Origin of the sequence: Rhodococcus (subgen. Prescottella) equi, from assembly GCF_003013675.1 — a bacterium.
Lineage (GTDB): Bacteria > Actinomycetota > Actinomycetes > Mycobacteriales > Mycobacteriaceae > Prescottella > Prescottella equi.
Genome location: NZ_CP027793.1, coordinates 1,566,686 through 1,586,066 on the forward strand (window position 1 = coordinate 1,566,686; position 19,381 = coordinate 1,586,066).

Genomic DNA, 19,381 nt, shown 5'->3' on the forward strand with positions numbered 1-19,381 from the left:
GACCCGGGACACCGGGAAGCCTGATCTGGCGGCGGACGCGCCGATGACCCATCCGCAGCGCATCCAGGCACTGGTGGGTCTGCTCCTCGGCATGTTCGTCGCGTTCCTGTCGTCGACGATCGTCTCCAACGCGTTGCCGACGATCATCACCGATCTGCACGGCACGCAGGACCAGTACACCTGGGTCGTCACCGCGACCCTGCTGGCCTCCACCGCGACCACGCCGATCTGGGGCAAGTTCTCGGACATGGTCAGCAAGAAGATGCTGGTCCAGTTGGCGCTGGTGATCTTCACGGTCGGCTCCGTGCTCGCCGGCCTGTCGCAGTCGGTGGCCATGCTCATCGGCGCTCGCGCCGTCCAGGGCTTGGGTCTCGGCGGTCTGCAAGCGCTGGTCGTCATCGTCATCGCAACGATGTTCAGTCCGCGTGAGCGCGGCCGCTACCAGGGCCCGATGGCCGGCGTCATGTCGATCGCGACCGTGGCCGGCCCGCTGATCGGTGGCCTCATCGTCGACACCAGCTGGCTGGGCTGGCGCTGGACGTTCTTCGTCGGCGTCCCGCTCGCGGTGATCGCGCTGTTCGTCATCCAGCGCACCCTCAACCTTCCGGTCGTGCGCAAGAACGTCAGCATCGACTACATGGGTGCCCTGTTCATCGCATCCGGTGTCAGCACGCTGCTGATCTGGGTGACGCTGGCGGGCAAGAACTTCGACTGGGCGTCGGGCGTCTCCTTCGGTCTCGTCGCGCTCGGCGTGGCGCTGCTGGCGCTCGCGATCTTCACCGAGACCAAGGCCAAGGATCCGATCATCCCGCTGCGCCTGTTCAAGGACCGCACCACCGCGCTGGCGACCCTCGCGAGCGTCGCGGTCGGCATCGCCCTCTTCGGCGGCGCGGTGTTCCTGGGCCAGTACTTCCAGATCGCCCGCGGCTACTCGCCGACGGCGGCCGGACTGCTGACGCTGCCCATGGTCATCGGATCGATGGTGTCCTCGGCGGTCTCCGGTGCGCTGATCACCAAGTTCGGCCGCTGGAAGGGCTTCATCCTCGGCGGCGCGATCATGATGACGGTCGGGTTCTTCCTGCTCTCGACGATCGACCACGCCACCAACATGGGTGTGCTCGGGGTGTTCCTGTTCGTCCTCGGCGTCGGCATGGGTCTGACCATGCAGAACCTGGTGTTGGCGGTGCAGAACACCGTGAGCCCGTCCGATCTGGGGTCGGCCAGTTCGGTGGTCTCGTTCTTCCGCTCGCTCGGCGGCGCGGCCGGCGTCTCCGTCCTCGGCGCGGTCCTCTCCAGCCACGTCTCCGACCTGACGATCAAGGGTCTGACGGCCGCAGGGGTGGACCTGACCCAGGCGGGCGGATCGGGGGCCGGTCTGTCCAACCTCAAGGAACTGCCGGGCCCGATCGCGGACATCGTCCGCGGCGCCTACGGCGACGCGACCGCACGGATCTTCCTGATCTCGGGCATCGTCTCGCTGCTCAGCCTGGCCGCGATCTTCTTCATCAAGGAGGTTGCGCTCCGCACCTTCAGCGCCGACGAGCAGCGTCGGGCCGAAGCGTCCGGCGAGGACATCGACGCCGAACTGGCCGAGATCGTCCAGGGCGACCCGGTGCTGGTCGACCCGGTTCCGGCGGAGCCGGCCGAGAAGAGCCGCAGGTAGCGCACCGCAACAGGACAACGGGCCGGGTGGGCGTCGACGACGCGCACCCGGCCCGCTTTCGTGTGGCACCTATCGTGGACGGCATGGCCGACACCCGATGGCAGCGTGAACGATCCGCATCCGACTCCCGCGAGTACATCGCGCGCTTCGATCGCCTCGAAGCCGACGGGACCGACCTGCACGGCGAAGCGCGCGCGGTCGACGCGATGCTGCCGCGCGGCGCCCGGGTGCTCGACGCCGGTTGCGGCACAGGACGACTCGGCGCCGAACTCGCCCGCCGGGGACACCACGTGACCGCCGTCGACCTGGACCCGGTGCTGGTCGCGGAGGCGCGCAAGAAGCCCGCCCTCACCGTGTACGAGGCCGACCTCGCAACGCTGGATCTGCCGGGGGAGCGGTTCGATGCGGTCGTCGCGGCCGGAAACGTGCTGATCTTCGTCGCCCGCGGCACCGAACGGCAGGTGCTGGGGCGCATCGCCCACCACCTCGTGCCGGGCGGGATCTTCGTGACCGGGTTCGCGACCGACTACGAGTACACGGTCGACGAGTTCGACGCCGATCTCACCGCCGTCGGCCTGGTGCGCGAGCACCGCTTCTCGACGTGGGACCTGCGGCCGTGGCACGACCGCGCCGGGTGGGCCGTCACGGTGGCCCGCAAACCTGACCTGTAACCGACATGTCGGTTTGGGCTACGGTCTCTGCCGACAGAAACGTTCGTCAGACCCAGGGGGGATCCCATGTCCGAGCCGACCTACAACACCGGGCCGTCCGAGCAGTACGGCGCACCGGCCTACCCGCAGCAGCCGTATCCGGCGGCGCCGCAGTACCCGGGCGGTCCGGTGCCCGGACAGTACGGGGGACAGCCGCAGCCGCCCGCGTCGAACGCCGGATGGGCCGTCGCGTCGATCATCTTCTTCTGGCCGCTCGCCTTCGCCGCGTTCAACCATCTGCACTCGATCTTCCCGAAGTGGTCGATGGGCGACTACCAGGGCGCGCAGTACGCATCGGAGCGGGTCAAGACGCTCGGCAAGATCGCGCTGGGCATCTTCGTCGGCCTCGTGGTGCTGTACGTGATCTTCATCATCATCGTGCTTGCGACCGCTGCGAGCGACCCCACGCCGTCCTCGTCGTACAACTGGTGACCCGTCCGGTGGTCGGCTCGGACGCGGCCGGCCACCGGCACGGCGCCGCGACGCCGTAGAATCCCTATACCGTGAGCCTTACCCTCGGAATCGTCGGCCTCCCCAACGTCGGCAAGTCGACCCTTTTCAACGCGCTGACCAAGAACGACGTGCTCGCCGCGAACTACCCGTTCGCCACGATCGAGCCCAACGTCGGCCTGGTGGAGCTGCCGGATCCGCGGCTGAACAAGCTCGCGGAGATCTTCGGTTCCGAGCGCATCCTCCCGGCGACCGTGTCGTTCGTCGACATCGCCGGCATCGTCAAGGGTGCCTCCGAGGGCGCGGGCCTGGGCAACAAGTTCCTCGCCAACATCCGTGAGGCGGACGCCATCTGCCAGGTGGTCCGCGTGTTCGCGGACGACGACGTCGTGCACGTCGACGGCCGTGTCGACCCGGCTTCGGACATCGAGGTCATCGAGACCGAGCTCGTGATCGCCGACATGCAGTCCCTCGAGAAGGCGCTGCCGCGCCTCGAGAAGGAGGCGAAGAAGAACAAGGAACTCAAGCCCCAGCACGAGGAGGCGCTCAAGGCGCAGGAGATCCTCAACGAGGGCAAGACCCTGTTCTCCGCCAAGGACAAGCTGGACTTCTCGCTGCTGCGCGAGCTGCACCTGCTCACCACCAAGCCGTTCCTGTACGTCTTCAACGCGGACGAGTCGGTGCTCACCGACGAGGCCAAGGTCGCCGAGCTGCGTGACTCCGTGGCCCCGGCGGACGCCGTCTTCCTCGACGCCAAGGTGGAGCACGAGCTGCTCGAGCTCGACGAGGACGACCGCCAGGAGATGCTCGATTCCATCGGCCAGTCCGAGCCCGGCCTGCACGCCCTCGCCCGCACCGGCTTCCACACTCTCGGCCTGCAGACCTACCTCACGGCCGGTCCGAAGGAAGCGCGCGCCTGGACGATCCACAAGGGCGACACCGCCCCGCAGGCAGCCGGCGTCATCCACACCGACTTCGAGCGCGGCTTCATCAAGGCCGAGATCGTCTCCTTCGACGACCTCGTCGAGGCCGGCTCCATGAATGCCGCCAAGTCTGCCGGCAAGGTGCGCATGGAGGGCAAGGACTACATCATGCAGGACGGCGACGTCGTGGAATTCCGCTTCAACGTCTAGTGGGGCTAAGTTCCCCTAGCTCAGGCGCTCACCGGTGCGAAGTATGTGCTGGTGAGCGCTTGTTTTTGCGTACCTGCTGCGTACCGGTGATCACCGCTTGATCAGTAGTCGATGGGGCTGGAATGGGGCTGCAAGGACCAGTCGCCGCGTGACCAACGCCGCCCTGGCGCAGTAGGGCGTCCGCTTCCACAACCTGCGGTACACCGCAGTGATGCAGCTAGTGGCGGGCGTCGACTGCATACAGGTGTCCCGGCGGCTCGGTCACAGCACGTACACCCTGGCCCTGGACACCTACGGCGATTGGATCCCGAGGAAGAAGGCGGCGCTGGCGACAACCCCCCGAACCAGAGGCCGTCGCAACGCAGACGCCCGCCCCAGCGCCCGAGCAGTCGAACGTTATCCAGCTATTCGGACGCTAAACCGAGGGAACCAGACTCAAGCGCGGTGTGGATTGCTCGACGAGGTCGAGGGCAACCGCGATGGCCTTCTCGGCCACATCTTTTGATGGTGCATGACCTTTATGCGCTGCGATGTTTCGAGGTTTCTTGAGGTCGTTCGTAAAGCCCTTGGGCTCGGTACCCGCTCCGAGATCCTTCATCAAGGACGACCGCTGCTCCAAGGCGCGAGCCCGCGCGAGTAATGCTTCGGCGACTGTGGGTTCAACGACAGACAGATGCTGATCGAGTAGCTCGGTGATCGCAAGCTCTGCAGCAGTGCCAGCGTCAATAACTGCTCGACGGTAGTCTCCAGCAATCACCGCGGAGCGGGCGTCCCGTATGAACGTCCATTCGGCAGGTGGTTCGTCGCCCCTAGCCGCTAGCTTCATGCATGCGGTCAATGTCGCCTCATCGAGCGGATCGAACTGGCGCCTTCGCCTGGCCGCGTCCTCACTGATGCCCTGCCCGCGGCGATATGGTTCGCCGTCCACCCAGGTCCACACCGGTTCATGACGCGTTGCGGCCACTGCCCGCAAGTAGTCCCGTGGGTCTTGGCCCGTGAGCACCGCTACCCAAGTAGAAAACCGCTCCCACCAAGCGTCCAGTTCGGCGGCCACCGACTCGCGCACGCCGCTGAGTACTTTGGAATCCGCTACCGCTTCGAGTGCCTTGAATCCGAGTCGGAGCACGCGAACCGATGTGGGTATTTGCTGCCCGTTTTTATGTGCAGCCCAATCGATCACTACGCCCCACTTCAAGGAACGCTCGCGCTCATCGGCCACGTCGGCGTCGGAAACAGGGGCGACTTCTTGCGGCGTGACGAGCATCGCGTCCTGCGACAGGATGGGCAACTGCGGGATATGGACCTCGATAACGTAGGACGCAGTTGCAGATTCGAAAGACTTGCCGCAGCAACTGGCCGACACATGCAGTCCAAATCCGCAAGCGAAGTGGCCGACAAGATTCAGGCGTGGATCCACAATGGTCACCGGCAGCCCGCAAATCCGATCGTCGCGTTCGGTGTCAGATGTGCCGTCAGGATCTTGCGAGGATTGGCCTGTGAAACCATCTTGACTTCGATCGCAGGCTCCCCACTTTCCGGATCCGCAATGTGGGCGAATGTTCGAATCGTGTATGTTTCGCCAGCTCCATGCGGGTCGTTCATGGACTCGCCAATCCATTTCCAGAGCTCCGCCCCCTTCACCATGATCATCTCGGTGCCGGAAACTGGATCGCCCGGCTGGATCAAACGGTCGACGACTTCATGCGGCGCAGCGTGGTGATAGAACAATCCCTCACCTGCGTCGACCTCACCATTGATCGTGATCAAGCGTTCCGCTTCATTTTCCTGCAGGTCGGTAATGACGCCTCGAATACCGGCGCCAGGGCCTTCGGTAGGAACGACGATGTGATCGCCCGGACGGAGGTGGCGGACCGGGGTCTGGCGAATCGGGGAAAAGGATGCCGTCATGAGAGCAGATTCTGTCACTCTCCACCGACAACCCCAGTCGGCGCGCCGGGGACTTGTTCACGCCGAGGGTGGCGTAGTGGTAGCGCCACCACCCACCGCATTCCGCCCGGAGCAGGCCGGTAACGGATCTACTTGCGAAGGCGGTGGTGCCCCAGTGGGACACAAACCCACACTTGGCGGATCTTAAGTAAGCACGGTGTGCCGTTCTCCGAGAGTGGTCACCAGCGACGATTCACATACCCTGATCACATCACCGCAGTTGAGAGCGCATAAACAGCCACCTACTGCCTACCTGCTGCCAACCCGAGAGCACCCCTGACGAGCGCCGGTGGGTACCACGGGGGTTGCACGCACCAAGGCTGGCGCACCATCGGATGTGGGCCGTATGGTGGCCGCAGTACGGCACCGCTGGGCAGCGCCCAGCCGCCGCAGCAAATTCCCCGATCAGTGATCGGGCAGCGTTTCCTGTTCGGTCGGAGACCGGATTTCGAGAACCCAGAGCAGGCGCTCGGGCCGTATCCCGTCTCATTTGAGTGTTCAGCGCACCACCGAATTGGAGCTATCCATGACGATCACCCGCCCGGCCGATAATCGCCCCTGGAACAGCCGCCCGTTCTTCTCCCGCCCCGGCCGTGACGTCGCTGCTGCGTTGTTCGCATGGGGTGGCGACGGCGGTTATGCGACCGAAGGCGACGTGCTGGTCAATCAGAGTGCCGACGGCGTGGACCTCAACGAAATCTGGAACGCCGCCGCCACTGCGATGGCGCTCTACAACAAGGAGCGGTCCTCGCTGGCTGCGCTCATCTCGTACCCGACGACTCGCGTCGGCGACGCCATCCCCCAGACGCTGACGAGCGAGAACTTTGAGAAGGCGTCAGAGTTCGGCGAGCCGCAGGGTATCCGCAGTAGTCCCGACGCGCTGATCCTGGGGTACGACTTCGACGACTACGACATGGCCTCCCGGATGACGTGGAAGTTCCTTCGTTCCGCCACGGCTGAGCAGGTGCGCGATGCGATCAATCGAGCGTTCGATGCCGACAATCGCCTGGTTACAGGGACACTGTTGCGGCGACTGTTCGACCCGACGCAAGGTCTAAACGAGCACGGGCACCGTGTGTTCGGCTTGTGGAACGGCACCGACGGCCAAACCCCGCCGCCGCACGCGGGCCTAAATTTCTCCTCCACCAACAGTCACTACCTGGCATCGGGTAACGCAGTCGTCGATCCGGGTGACCTGTTGGACGCGGTCGATCAGGTCCGGGTCAAGGGCTTTGGCACCAGCGCGAGCACCCAGCTGATCGTCCTGTGCAACCCCGCTGAGGCCGAAGCGATTTCCACATTCCGCGCGGGGCAGGATTCCAGCGGCATCACTTCGCGGTTTGACTTCATCCCGTCGGCCAGCGCCCCGGCTTACCTGAGCGCGGAGAATTTGGTAGGTCAAGTCGCGCCGGGTGAGTTCGGTGGGCTGGAGGTCTCGGGCAGCTACGGTCCGGCGTGGATCGTGCCCAGCTACTTCATCCCTCAGGGATACCTCGCCGTGGTGGCGACGGGCGGACCGAACAGCAGCAGCACTACGGCAAGCCGACCCCTTCGTGGATCGGATTCGGGCGGCGATGAACCCGTTCGTTCTCAGCGAGCCGGAACGCACTCTCTCTCCAGCTGCGAGGCAATATCCCACCGTCAGCGACGGGCTGGATCGAGTGCATGCGGTCGGGCTGGATACCCGTGAGCAGAAAGAGATCCACGATCGGGGATCGTTCCTAGAACGGCAGCTGGAGGTCCTCGGTCGAGGTGGTGAGCCGGTGGGACTCGTTGTGTTGCATTGTCGCGAATGGACCCACGACACCGACCGCGCGATACCTGCGTCCATCGCCTATGTGGTGCCAGTCGGATGGAGTCGCGAGAAGGTCGCTCGCGAAGTCGCGCACAGCACATGGGCGTGCTGGCTCTGCGAGCGAGGACAGAGTTACAACTGCGAGTCGTTCCTCATGGTCAGCTGCGGGGCCTTCGTTCACGTGCTGTCGGCGTGTCGCCAGTGCAGGCGTGAACTAGTCGGACCCGGCCTGGACTGGGTGGACCGATGATGGTGCGCCTGGCGCCGCTGTTGGGTGGCCTATCGCCGGTGTCTGAGCGTCCCGTGGGGTGCCTTGTGCGTCCGGGCGGTGTACCTGCAGGGCAGCCGGTAGATCAGCCGCTTTAGCGAGAGAAGTCCGTCCCGAAACTAGGTCGGGACGGACTTCTCATCACACGGAGAGCGGAGCCTTCTTCAGCTGGCCGGAGGTCAGCTGCAACGACCGTAGCAATGCTAGAAGCATTGCAGCACAGCAGAAATGCGAATCGCCCGGCTCGAGTGTTGGGCAGTCGAGCCGGGCGATTCTAAGTAGATAATCCCACGCGAAGGAACCATCAATGCAGCCAAACAGTACCACTGCACAAGCGGCGCGGCAATCACGTAAGCATCAGCAAGGCAATGCATTCCGGCGCTCAATCGTTCCGGCCCCAGACGGAACGGCAAGGATCCGGTTCAAGCTGGGACTGCGTGTCCCTGAGGGCGTCAACAACATGCTGCCGATGGACGCGGCCCTGGCCTACGCTGAGGCTGGGTGGTTCGTACTGCCAGTGATGCCTGGAACGAAGAACCCTGGGAGTGTAGTCGGCAATGGCTGGCCGTCTCAGTCCACCCACGACCCCAATCAGATCCGCGAGTGGTGGAGCGAGAACCCCGACTACGGGATCGCGCTGCACTCGGGTCGTAGCGGTGCGGTGGTGTTCGACCTGGACACCGATGAGCTCGCCGCTCTTCCCCGTAATCTGCGGGAAGCATTGCAACACGGCAAGTTCCAGAGCACCCGATGCGGAACCGGCGATCGCGAGCACTACGCTTTCGCGGTCCCGCCTGGTGAGTCGTACGGGAATAGCGCGGGGGCCTTCGCAGCGTTCGACGACGTGCGCGGCAAGAACGGCGTCATCGTCACAGCGCCGACCCCACACGTCGACGCCGAGACTCACGGTGGCGGATACCTCTGGGGTGACAGCGGCGTGGTTCCGGACCTGCCGGACGCACTGCGGGCGTGTCTGCGGTCTGCGCCCGAACGCGAAGCCGAACCCATGACCGAAGCAGACCTGGGAGACTTCTTCGCCAAGTACACCGAGAACGACCGCCCTTGCGCTCTCTCTGGTGTGCTGAAGGTGTTCGAGCAGAACGTGAACGGCGGAATGTCCCGGCACGAGGCGCTGGTCCTCGCGCTGCCGATGGCTTACCGAGAAGCGGTTGCCGGATGCTACCCAGCTGAGACCGCCACCGCCGAGATTCAGGAGGCGTTCAACACGTCGTTCCATCTGTCGATCACGGGTGGTGGTCGTAGTCGGCCGGCTCCTGACGAGTTCGCTCGGACGGCGCGGTGGGCGGCAGCTCAGGCGCTTCTCGCCGACCCGGGCGAGACGCTGGCCCGCCTCAACCGTGACGAAGTTGGCCTCAGCGAGCGTGAGGCCGCGTTCTGGGCGGCGCGTCCAGAACTGTCTACTGTTCGCCTGTTCGCGCAGGCGCGGATGGTTGCTCCGTGGGCGTTGTTCGGTTCGGTGCTTGCTCGAGCGCTCATGATCGTTCCGCCGCGTGTGGTGCTTCCGGCTCTGGTGGGTAGTCATGGCAGCGTCAACTCGTTCGTTGCTTTGGTGGGTCCGTCTGGCGCAGGTAAGAGCGTGACGAGGGGCGCTGCCCGCGACGTACTCACTCTGAAGTTCGACGGCGATACCCAGTTGCACGTCCGCAATGTGGGCAGCGGTGAAGGTCTGGTAGATCAGTTCGCCACCTACGACGCCAAGGCCAAGGCGTACGTGGGGCTGCGGACGCGGGTGATGTTCACCGTGGACGAGGTCGAGACGCTCACCGCTCAGGGGTCGCGTAGTGGGTCCACACTGATGCCCACGCTACGGACGGCCTGGACGGGGGATTCGTTGGGCTTCGCCAATCGAGACAAGACGAAGGCGATCCCGGTTGAAGCGCACCGATACCGCTTGACGATGGTCGTCGGCGTGCAGCCAACCAAGGCCCAGCCGCTCCTGGACGATGCTGACGGCGGCACCCCACAACGCTTCTTGTGGATGCCGACCGCAGACCCCGACGCTCCGGAGGTTGAGCCGGCCGAACCGGATCCGATCACTGTTGGCCCCTGGCCGCAACCTCAGCCACAGAACGGTTTCAAGGTAAACCGACCCGACACGTCCGAGGTCGCGCTGGTAACCGTCCCAGCGACGGGGCGGGAGTTCATCGAGCTGGCAATCCCGGACTACGTTAGGGCTGAGGTTCGTTCGCAGCGACGCCGGGTGTTGCGTGGTGACGCCGATGTGAATCCCCTGGACGGGCACGCCCTGATGGCTCGGCTCAAAGTCGCGGTTGCGCTGATGGTGCTGAACGGCCGCTACGACACCGTGATCGACGAAGACTGGAACCTGGCCGGGGTGGTGATGGAGGTCAGCAACCGCACCCGGCGAGAGGTCGAGAAGGCGATTGCAGCTGAGGCTCGCACGGTCAACCAGGGGCGCGGCAAGGCCGAAGCGCAGCGAGAGATCGCCAAGGCGGAGGTTCTTCAAAAGGACGGGCTGGCGCGAGTCTGCAAGCGCATCGTGAAGCGCCTGAACGAGATTGGCGCTATGGAGCGGTCCGCAGTTCGCTCCTTCTTGGATCGAGACAAGAACCTGATGGACGAGGCCGTGGAGCTTCTCGCCGCTCGCGGTGAGGTTGAGCTGGATCGGTACGCGGCCAAGAACGGCTCTGCCACATGGCGAATCACGGCGAAGGCGTAGCCGTGACCGAGTGTCCGCCGTGCGCCCCGCTCGGGCGGGTACATGGGTACATGTACCCGGCTAGGCGTGCGCCGCCGCCAACTTAGGGTGCCCTTGAAAGACCAGGTAGAGAGAATCGATTCATTCGTGGGAAGGGCACCTTACGCCCGAGATCGGAAGTGTAGGTGGGTACATGTACCCGTGTACCCACCTACCGCAGCAGGCGCCGGCTGAACCATCGCAGCCGTCCGCGAATCGTAGACAGGGAACAGATCATGACCGAGAACATCAATCCCTCGCGCACTGAGGAATCCGGCGTTGAGGCAGTCGCCGGCGAGGAGTTGGAGCGGGTGACGGAGGCATCGAACCCGCAAGGCATGGAACCGTTCTGGAAGGACGGACGAAGCCCTGATCCAGCGCGGCGATGCACTGCAAGGCGGAGCAATGGCGAACCATGCAGGCGTATCGCGATCATGGGTGGGACCGTGTGCCCTACCCACGGCGGATCCACCGCACACGTCAAGCGCAAGGCCCGCGTTCGGCTGGACATGGCCGCCGACAAACTTACGAAGGGGCTGCTCAGCCTTGCCGAGGATGAGTCGATTCCGCCTCAGGTCAGACTGGCTGCGATCCGTGATGCCCTCGGCCGCATCGGCGTCAGCGAGAAGACCACCCTTGAAGTCGAGGTGGCACAGGGCAAGCCGTTCGAAGCGATCTTGACCGAAGTTCTCACGGGTGGCAGTCGTGCCCAAAGCCGCGCAGAGCGTGGCGTCGAGGGCAAGGAGACGCCCGACTGGCTGACCGAGGAGCTAGAGGACGCGCAAGTTCTCGACGCTGAGGTCGTGGAGGAGCTGGCTCCGGTGCTGCCCGCACCTCAACCTCCCGCCCCGGCTCACGCGCCAGCGGTCCCCGGCAACGGTCTGATGTCGATGGAAGACGCATTGGATCAGCTTTCGCGCACTTCGCCACCGCCCGTACCGCTGGCCCGGCGCAGGGGGCGACGATAGACAGCCCCAGCGGCCAGCCCAGCGGCTTTGACGGGCGGGGTGGGGTAGTTGCCTGCATCGCCCGTCAAGGCCGGTCAAATCCGAAGTCGACAGGGACCTCGGGGCTAGAACGGGGCTTCGTCAGGCATTGCTGCCGACATCGGCGCAGGTGAAACATCAAGTCAGACAGTTGAACTGACGTGTGAGCTGAACGTTTGGAGCGGTACGGTTGTGGAAACAGGTTGTGAGACAACGGGTTAGGTTGTGAGACAACGGGTTAGAGAGGGTGATCATGGGAGCGAACCGGTACTCCATTCGTGAGCAGACGGCAGGGCGGCATCAGGCTCGGTGGTACGACGCCGACGGCAAGCGCCGCAGCAAGACGTTCGCCACCAAGACGGAGGCGAAGAAGTTCCTGGACAACATCAGCGCCGACCTGAACCGGGGCGACTACATCGACCCCAGCGACGCCCGGCGCACCTTCCGGGAAGTGGCGGAGCTGTGGTTCGAGTCTCGGAACCTGCGGCCCAAGACGGCGCAGTCGTACCGGACGATCCTCGAGCAGCGCATCTATCCCACGTTCGGCGACAGGGCTGTCGGCAGCATCACCACGATGGACCTGGTCACGTGGATCACGCAGCTCAGCACTGAGGGCAAGCGCATCGGCCACAACGGCAAGCCTACGAACCCGGAATTTGCTCGGGTGCAACGTGATACGCGCAATCGAGAGCGCGCAGGCAAGACGCCGACAGGGAAGCCGCTGGCACCGGGAACCGTCCACAACGCGGTGCGAGTGATGCGGCAGGTGCTTGACGCAGCCGTGCGCGCCCGGTACCTGCGCGGCAACCCCGCGCACGGCCTGACGAGGGCAGACCTACCCAAAGCGCACCGCGACGCCACGGCCACGCCCTACCTGAGCGCCGCACAGGTGGAACACCTGGCCGTCGCGATAGAAGAAGTCAGCCACGACTCCGCCTTGGCGTTACTGGTGTGCTTCGCCGCGCAGACGGGAATGCGAGCGGGGGAGTGCTGCGGCCTGCGATGGGAGAACGTGGACTTATTGCGTGGCCGCATCACCGTCGCTGAGTCCATCAGCGCCGTGAAGAACGGCGACTGGTGCGTGGTCCCGCCGAAGAACGGCAAGACCCGCGTCGTCCCCATGCCGCCAGCTCTCTGCGACGCCCTGAATGCCCTGGCACACGAGCGCACGACGGCCGGAGCATTCGGCCCAGAGACGTACGTGTGGCCCGGCCCCACGACGGGCAGCGCGCCGTACGGCACCGCGCCGATGAGCTGGGGCCGGGACTTCTACTTGAGGTGGTGGAAGTCAGCGGTAGTTAAGGCGGGTTTGCCGGCGAAGCTCCGCTTTCACGATCTGCGGCACACCTGCGCGGCGTTGCTGATCGCGGCGAACGTCCCGGCCAAGGCGATCCGGGCGCACCTGGGTCACTCGTCGTTCAAGATCACGATGGACACCTATGGGCACCTGTATGAGGACGCCAGCGATCACGTCGCTAACGCGATGAACGCGGCGTTCGCGCCCCCGGCGACGCCGGAGCCGGCGAACGTGCGGGCGCTCAGGGGTTAGCTGGTCGCCTGCAGGCTTGCATCGCCCGGTTGGATCCATTGTGGTGGGAAGGGAGTCGGGGTCGCGATTGTCCTCCGGGCCGGAAAGCGCGCGCCATTGATAGTGTCAGAAGCCGCCGGGCCAGTCTGACGCTGAACGCCGACGCATCCGCCAACCCCACCGGAGCTGACGAACGTGTTAGCGGCAAGGAGCTTTCAGGGACTAGCCCCTGAAAGACAATTTGGTCGTCTTGATCTCAATCTTGTGATCCTTGCCGAATTTCTGCCTGAGGAGGTACTCGAGCGTGGCCTGTCTGAGCTCGATATTTAGTCCTGGGCCGACAGTTATGGCCTTGATGGACTCCGGATCAAACGCCAACTCGGTGTAGGGAAGTGGGCCGATCCTGGACGGGCGGAACTTGATTTCTTCAGGGCTTGATACGCATATTCTCCTCTCTTGCTCGTCTGCGAAACCTGTTTCCTTCAGGAACGGAATTGATCTTTGAAATGCGGCAACGCCCGCGAATGCGGCAAGCGCGGCGCGGTTATTATCCCTGACAAACTCTCCGAAACCGGGCTCGCTTGCGGAGAATCCGTAATCCTCTGGCTTCATGTCGGACTTGTGGAGGATCTCATGCATGCGCGACAGCACTGCGTCTGCGTAATCGTCCTGCCCCCATTCGAACTCGCCATAGGTAACGTTACCGTGCGTGACGTACCGTTCGTCGGGCCGGGATTTCGATATGCTATTCGTCAATTTTTCGCTATCGAAAGTGATGGAGTACCCCTCTTGCGCGTAACCTCGCCACTGTCCGAGATCATCGCAGTATGCAGAGAAGCAGCACACGAAGTGCTCATCCTTGAACTCTGCTCCAACGCCCTTTAGTATACTGATGGTAGTTTGCACCGATTCGTGAAGTTCATTCGTGAAGCGAACTTCCTCTGAATCGTCAGTTTCGAGCCTCTTTATGGCCTCACCTAAGGTATCGGTCGCTCGTTGTAGGCCAAAATCATACTCGAGAGAGTCGTTCAGAAATTGGATATTCGTTGCCCAAAGTTTCTCGCCTTGGATGATGCCGATGAGTCCATTCGTGTCGGTGTAATGATGGATTTCTCCATTATCGGGCACCATGTAGGCCTTCGTCATGGCCCCATCGTCTCACGCGGGTCCGACGCACCCGCGCAAACGGGACCAACGGGGCTAAGGCGGGGCTAACGTGCCCGTCGGGCGCGTTGTTCCTGCAGCTAGATCGGCGATCGGGTCGCCTCCTAGCGTTCCGCTTCAACGTCTAGTGGTGTCCGGTCAGCGCCGGACGTGTCGGTATGCCCTGAGGGCAGCCAGGGCGGCAACCGCCGACAACAGGTCTGCCACGGTGAGCCCGTGACTGGGTGTGACCACCAATAGGACGGGGCCTTCGACCGGGCCGTTCACCGGAAGCCACACGGCGGCTGCGACGAGTGTCGTCGTGGCCGACCGCGCGGACGGGCGCGCCAGGCACCAGCAGATGGCCGCCGACAGCAGGATCAGCCACACCAGTGGGACAAGTAGTTCCGGCACGAGTCAATCATGCCGCGGTCGTCGGGAGCGTCCGGAAGCAGTGTGAGCCAGTCGTTCACGATGCGCCGGTCCGCGGGTGCCTGGACCCTTCGTCGGTAACGATCTGCCAATCCCTGTGGGCGAAGCGCGACGGGCGCGTCTGCTGTCATGGATGCTGCAGAGGTGACGCTCGCCAAGCGAAGCCTTCTCGCCGTACCGATGGTGATGCTCTGTGTCGCAGGCCTGTTGGTTGCGGCATCGGGGGCCGGCGGGGCTGCGCCGCCGTCGGAGTGGCGATACACCATGGTGGCGTTCAGCAACACCAGCGCCCAGGACATGGATGTGTTCGAGTCGGGGGACGGCACCCAGTTCAAGATGGTCCGGCCGGCGGCATACCGGCCCCCGGCCGGGCTCGTGCGGGACCCGAGCATCTTCCGGAACTCCGATGGGCTGTACTACATCACGTACACGAACGGCGGCGGCGCGAGCATCGGGTTCGCACGCAGCAGTGACCGCGTCAACTGGACGCACATGGGTGACCTACCGGTTCCGTTCTGTTGCGCATTGATGCCGGGGACGGGCGACGGCACGGGGTCGGCGAGCCCGCCGGGCTCGTCCGGGTCGGCCGGCTCGGCAGACGGACCGTCGCTGTCCCCGTTCACTACGAAGGCGTGGGCGCCCGAATGGTTCGTGGACGGTGACCGTGTGAACATCATCCTGTCGATGTCGACCGGCGGGGGATTCGTGCCGTATCTGCTGACGGCGTTGGAACCCTCGCTCCGGCAGTGGAGTCTGCCCGTGCCGCTCGCCGGGATCGGAGCCGACCACATCGACTCCACCGTGGTCAAGGTGGGATCGACCTACCATGCGTTCACCAAGAACGAGGCGACCAAGGTGGTCGAGCACGCCGTCGCCCCGTCGGCGACGGGCCCCTACTCCTTCGTCCCGCCGGGAAACTGGGGCACGCTGGTGGAGGGCCCCACCGTCGTCCAGCTGCCGAACGGGGTCTGGCGGATCTACCTCGACGCCTACACCGAGGGCAAGTACCTCTACTCCGACAGCGCGGACGGGCTGGTCAGTTGGTCCCCGTTGCGCGAAATCCCGGGTCTGTCCGGGAGTGTGCGCCACTTCGGTGTGATGCGCGAGCCCGCATGAGGCAGGCGGCGGCGCAGCGATGAATCCCTGATCCGCCGTGTCTGCACCGGCCGCGCGTGCGCCGGTCTCGGTGTGATCGGGGTTACGCTCGCTCGGCGACTGCCGTCGGCGAGGATCGGTCGGGTTCGAGGCGCCGCTCCGGCGCGACAGCGCGCCGAACGTGTGGTTCCATGCCGTACGAGTGGAAGTCCGGGCACCCCTGTGTCCACCGCGACACGGTGATCGGAGGAATGGGACGGAATGACAGCTTCCGAAAGCGATGCACTGTTCCGGACTCTTCTGGAATCCGCCCAGCGGCTGTCGTTCGACTCGAGAAGTCCGCTGGTCTACGCGCCCGAACCCGGAGACGACGACCGACACGGCATGACCCCGCAGTGGTCACCGCTCTACGGGACCCCGCTGTGGGACAGCATGTCCGAGACGGAGCGCGTGCGGCTCACCCGGTGCGAGGTCGCACATTTCCTGGGCATCGGCATCTGGCTCGAGGTGGGCCTGCAGGTGGCCCTGCTGCGGGCGAGTCACAGCGCCGATCCGGGGCGATCCGATGTCAAGTTCCTCCTCAACGAATGCGCCGACGAGAACCTGCACTCGTTGATGTTCGCCAACGCCATCGAGAGCATCGGGTCCCACTTCTATCCGCGCGACCGCATGCTCGACTTCTTCGGTTGGCTGTTCCGTCACCTCGCCTGGGACGAGGTCGCGTACGGGATCGTGCTCGCCGGCGAAGAGGTGTTCGACGTCATGCAACGCGACTGGATGAACAGCGACGACGTCGCTGCGCCCATCCGCCGGGCCGCCTACATCCACGTCGTCGAAGAGTCCAGGCACATGGCGTTCGCGCGTAGGAAGATCCGCGACCGACTGGTGGGGCGCACCCGATTCCGGCGGTTCGTCAGCACCCTGATCATCGCGGCCGGTATGCACCTGATCGCGCGGAGTCTGATCAACCGCCGGGTGTACGAGGATCTCGGCCTCGACTGGGATGTCGTGAAAGTGAACATCGATGGGAACGAACACCATCGGATGATGTTCCGGAGGGCCGCGGAGCCGTTCGTCGAGTTCCTGAGCCGAGAAGGGCTGTTGAACTCCGGCGCTCGATGGATCTACCGCAAGTCGCATCTTCTCTGACTAGGAGTCGTCGTGGCCCACGTCATCCTGGGGCATTGCTGCAAGGACGCGTCCTGCGTGCGGGTGTGTCCACAGAACTGCATCCACCCCGCGCCCGGCGAGGACGGCTTCGCGTCCACCGAGACGCTCTATATCGACCCCGACTCGTGTATCGACTGCACCGCCTGTGTCGACGCCTGCCCGGCGTCGGCCGTCAAATCGGAGCACGCGCTGACCCCGGCCGAGCTCCCGTACGCCGCGCGTAACAGGGAGTTCTTCGCGCAGGCGCCCGCGGCGACGCGCACCCGGTCCCGCCTCGTCCTCGAGCTGCCGCTGACCGGCCCGGACGACCGGCTCGACGTCGCCGTCGTCGGGGCGGGTGCGGCCGCGATGTACACCGTCCGGGAACTCCTGCAGCGGTCGTCGTCGATCCGCGTCACCGTCTACGAGCAATACGACACCGTCGGGGGCCTGTTGTACCGGGGTGTGTCCCCGGACCACGTCGGCGTGCGTGACATGATCCAGCTCTTCGACGTGCCCTTCGGTGACGACCGCGTCACGGTCGTGACCGAAACTGAAGTGGGCGTAGATATCTCGATCGACGAGCTGCGGAAGGGCTACGACGCCGTGGTCCTCGCCTGCGGTGCCTCCCAGCCGCGCCGAATCGGCGCCGGCGGCGCCGGCGACGGGATCCACCAGGCCATCGACATTCTGGTCGCCGAGAACTGCGGCCCACACCAGCCGCCCGCGCCCGCCGGACCCAGGTGCATCGTGATCGGAGCGGGCAACGTCGCCTTCGACGTCGCCCGGTGGGTCGCGAAGACCCGTCACCGGGTGCCCGCGAACGATCGGGTCCGAGAACTGGTGATCCTGTCCCGGTCGGCGCCCGACGGCGCAGCCTTCACGGCGTCCGCGTTCCACGAGCTGCTCCACCTCGAGGACACCGAGGTGCTGATCGACCGAGGCGGTAGCGCGCCGCCCGCCGACGCCGACAGACCGCTGCTCCGCGCGTTGTCGCACCTGCCCGCGATCGACGTGGGCGAATCGCCCGACCCTCCGGCCGGCGACCGCCCCCTGCGAATCGTCCTGTCGTTCGGACAGGACGCGGCCGACCTCGTGAAGACCGAGCCCGGTGCCGTCGCGGTCACCACGACCGCGGGACGGACCTTTTACGCACACTCCGCGATCTGCGCCACCGGCTTCACCACCAAAGCGATCGACGGCGTCCCGCTGGGCGCCGGCGGCGTCGTCCCCAACCGTCGAGGACAGGTGATCTCCCACGAGACCGGCGAGCCGCTCCACGGACTGTACGTGGTCGGCTGGGCTAAACGAGGCGCGTCCGGCGGTGTCGGTGACAACCGAGGGTGTGCGGCCGAGACCGTCAGCCAGCTCGCTGCGGATCTGCGCTCGCGGACACGGGCGCCTCGCTCAATGTCCGCCCGGTGACGAACCGCCGAGGCGCACCGGACAGCGGATCCGTGAATTCCAGCTCCCGCGCGAGCAATTGGAGCGGGAGGGAATGATCGTCCGGCTCCTCGGGCAGGAGGTCCGGGTACCAGCTGTCGCCGAGGATTCCGGCGCCGAGCGCCGCCAGGTGCACCCGCAGCTGATGCATGCGTCCGGTGTGCGGACGCAGGATCGTATGCAGCACAGTCCGGCCCGACGCGCTCACGCCGGTTCCGTGCACCTCGATCAGCGTCTCGGAGTTCGGGGGCCGCGACGGGTCGACGGCGACGCGGAGCTCGCCGCGCCGGGCCTCGATGTGGTTGCGGTACAGCACGGGCACGGGGTGTCCGCCCAGCGCCGGGGCATCCGGCTTCCAGGCGGGCGGTAGAGCCGAGACGGCTTCGTACACCTTCGTGACTCGACGCTTCTCGAACAGGGACTGGTAGGCGCCGCGTGTTGCGGGTCGAGCCGAGAACATCACCAGCCCGGCGGTCGCGCGGTCGAGTCGATGGATCGGTGTCAGATCCGGATTGTCCAGGCGCGTGCGCAACCGCACCAGCGCCGACTCGCGCAGGTATCGCCCACCCGGGGTGGTCGGCAGGAAGTGCGGCTTGTCGATCACGACGAGGTCGTCGTCGACGTGGACGATCTCCTCACGGAAGGGGATTGGTTCCTCCGTGGGCAAGTCGCGGTAGTACCAGATGAACACGTGCTCGCCGAGCCTCGTGCCGCGTCGGATCGGGACCCCGCCCGGGCCCACGATCTCGCCGGCGTCGAACCGGCGGTGCAGGTCGGCGGCGTCCATGTGGTCGAACCGCGCCACGACGTACTCGGCGATCGTCGCCCACGGCCCGGACGTCGGGACGCGCAGTCGCGTCGGTCCGACCCCGTTCCGGACGGGCAGCGGTGAGGGCATCGGCACGTGCCCCATCATCCCA

At 65.2% G+C, this 19,381-nt stretch carries 16 protein-coding genes; 11 read left to right on the top strand and 5 right to left on the bottom strand.

Going from position 1 to position 19,381, the window contains the following annotated elements; translation table 11 throughout:
- Positions 1 to 43: 43 nt before the first annotated feature.
- The 4 genes from C7H75_RS07525 (at position 44) to ychF (ending at position 3,956) form a co-directional block, all read left to right on the top strand.
- Positions 44 to 1,663 (top strand): MDR family MFS transporter, encoded by a 1,620-nt coding sequence (locus tag C7H75_RS07525; RefSeq protein ID WP_461786827.1) that lies wholly within the window; start codon positions 44 to 46, stop codon positions 1,661 to 1,663.
- 83 nt (positions 1,664 to 1,746) lie between these two features.
- Complete coding sequence (locus C7H75_RS07530; RefSeq protein WP_084968338.1) at positions 1,747 to 2,334, top strand: class I SAM-dependent methyltransferase; 588 nt, start codon at positions 1,747 to 1,749, stop codon at positions 2,332 to 2,334.
- A gap of 66 nt (positions 2,335 to 2,400) precedes the next feature.
- Complete coding sequence (locus C7H75_RS07535) at positions 2,401 to 2,805, top strand: CD225/dispanin family protein (protein WP_013415312.1); 405 nt, start codon at positions 2,401 to 2,403, stop codon at positions 2,803 to 2,805.
- A 71-nt stretch (positions 2,806 to 2,876) separates the two neighbouring features.
- Positions 2,877 to 3,956, top strand: coding sequence for a redox-regulated ATPase YchF (gene ychF, locus C7H75_RS07540; RefSeq protein WP_005514607.1), 1,080 nt, complete (start codon positions 2,877 to 2,879; stop codon positions 3,954 to 3,956).
- 415 nt (positions 3,957 to 4,371) lie between these two features.
- On the opposite strand, the gene C7H75_RS25700 is transcribed toward ychF, so the two are convergent.
- Together C7H75_RS25700 and C7H75_RS07545 are read right to left on the bottom strand one after the other, a co-directional pair.
- Positions 4,372 to 5,382: a hypothetical protein gene (locus tag C7H75_RS25700; RefSeq protein ID WP_139812787.1), complete on the bottom strand. Its 1,011-nt coding sequence runs from the start codon at positions 5,380 to 5,382 to the stop codon at positions 4,372 to 4,374.
- Positions 5,379 to 5,864 carry a hypothetical protein gene (locus tag C7H75_RS07545; RefSeq protein WP_139812788.1) on the bottom strand — a complete coding sequence of 162 codons (486 nt, stop codon included), beginning with the start codon at positions 5,862 to 5,864 and terminating at the stop codon, positions 5,379 to 5,381. The genes C7H75_RS25700 and C7H75_RS07545 overlap by 4 nt, the downstream gene beginning before the upstream one ends.
- A gap of 565 nt (positions 5,865 to 6,429) precedes the next feature.
- On the opposite strand from C7H75_RS07545, the gene C7H75_RS07550 reads away from it, so the two are divergent.
- From C7H75_RS07550 to C7H75_RS07565, 4 genes are all read left to right on the top strand, one after another.
- Positions 6,430 to 7,593 carry a hypothetical protein gene (locus tag C7H75_RS07550; RefSeq protein WP_233281872.1) on the top strand — a complete coding sequence of 388 codons (1,164 nt, stop codon included), beginning with the start codon at positions 6,430 to 6,432 and terminating at the stop codon, positions 7,591 to 7,593.
- 680 nt (positions 7,594 to 8,273) lie between these two features.
- Positions 8,274 to 10,667 carry a bifunctional DNA primase/polymerase gene (locus tag C7H75_RS07555; protein WP_106851175.1) on the top strand — a complete coding sequence of 798 codons (2,394 nt, stop codon included), beginning with the start codon at positions 8,274 to 8,276 and terminating at the stop codon, positions 10,665 to 10,667.
- A gap of 254 nt (positions 10,668 to 10,921) precedes the next feature.
- Positions 10,922 to 11,653, top strand: a complete 732-nt coding sequence (locus C7H75_RS25705; protein WP_159025978.1) for a putative phage terminase small subunit — start codon at positions 10,922 to 10,924, stop codon at positions 11,651 to 11,653.
- 271 nt (positions 11,654 to 11,924) lie between these two features.
- Positions 11,925 to 13,220, top strand: coding sequence for a site-specific integrase (locus C7H75_RS07565; RefSeq protein ID WP_106851993.1), 1,296 nt, complete (start codon positions 11,925 to 11,927; stop codon positions 13,218 to 13,220).
- Between the two features lie 201 nt (positions 13,221 to 13,421).
- On the opposite strand, the gene C7H75_RS07570 is transcribed toward C7H75_RS07565, so the two are convergent.
- Both C7H75_RS07570 and C7H75_RS07575 read right to left on the bottom strand, forming a co-directional pair.
- Complete coding sequence (locus C7H75_RS07570; protein ID WP_084866037.1) at positions 13,422 to 14,345, bottom strand: DUF2971 domain-containing protein; 924 nt, start codon at positions 14,343 to 14,345, stop codon at positions 13,422 to 13,424.
- A 156-nt stretch (positions 14,346 to 14,501) separates the two neighbouring features.
- Positions 14,502 to 14,756 carry a thioredoxin domain-containing protein gene (locus C7H75_RS07575; protein ID WP_005514606.1) on the bottom strand — a complete coding sequence of 85 codons (255 nt, stop codon included), beginning with the start codon at positions 14,754 to 14,756 and terminating at the stop codon, positions 14,502 to 14,504.
- 147 nt (positions 14,757 to 14,903) lie between these two features.
- Here C7H75_RS07575 and C7H75_RS07580 point away from each other — a divergent pair, with 147 nt between their 5' ends.
- The 3 genes from C7H75_RS07580 (at position 14,904) to C7H75_RS07590 (ending at position 18,443) form a co-directional block, all read left to right on the top strand.
- The gene (locus C7H75_RS07580) at positions 14,904 to 15,890 is read left to right on the top strand and encodes a glycoside hydrolase family 43 protein (protein WP_106851177.1); all 987 of its coding nucleotides are present in this window, start codon (positions 14,904 to 14,906) and stop codon (positions 15,888 to 15,890) included.
- A gap of 240 nt (positions 15,891 to 16,130) precedes the next feature.
- Positions 16,131 to 17,018: an AurF N-oxygenase family protein gene (locus C7H75_RS07585; protein WP_064058951.1), complete on the top strand. Its 888-nt coding sequence runs from the start codon at positions 16,131 to 16,133 to the stop codon at positions 17,016 to 17,018.
- Between the two features lie 12 nt (positions 17,019 to 17,030).
- Entirely contained in the window at positions 17,031 to 18,443 is a 1,413-nt protein-coding gene (locus C7H75_RS07590; RefSeq protein WP_081182973.1) for an FAD-dependent oxidoreductase, read from the top strand.
- Here the strand turns inward: C7H75_RS07590 and C7H75_RS07595 are convergent.
- Positions 18,379 to 19,377, bottom strand: coding sequence for a pseudouridine synthase (locus C7H75_RS07595; protein ID WP_106851178.1), 999 nt, complete (start codon positions 19,375 to 19,377; stop codon positions 18,379 to 18,381). The two genes, C7H75_RS07590 and C7H75_RS07595, sit on opposite strands and share 65 nt — an antisense overlap.
- Between the last annotated feature and the right edge of the window lie 4 nt (positions 19,378 to 19,381).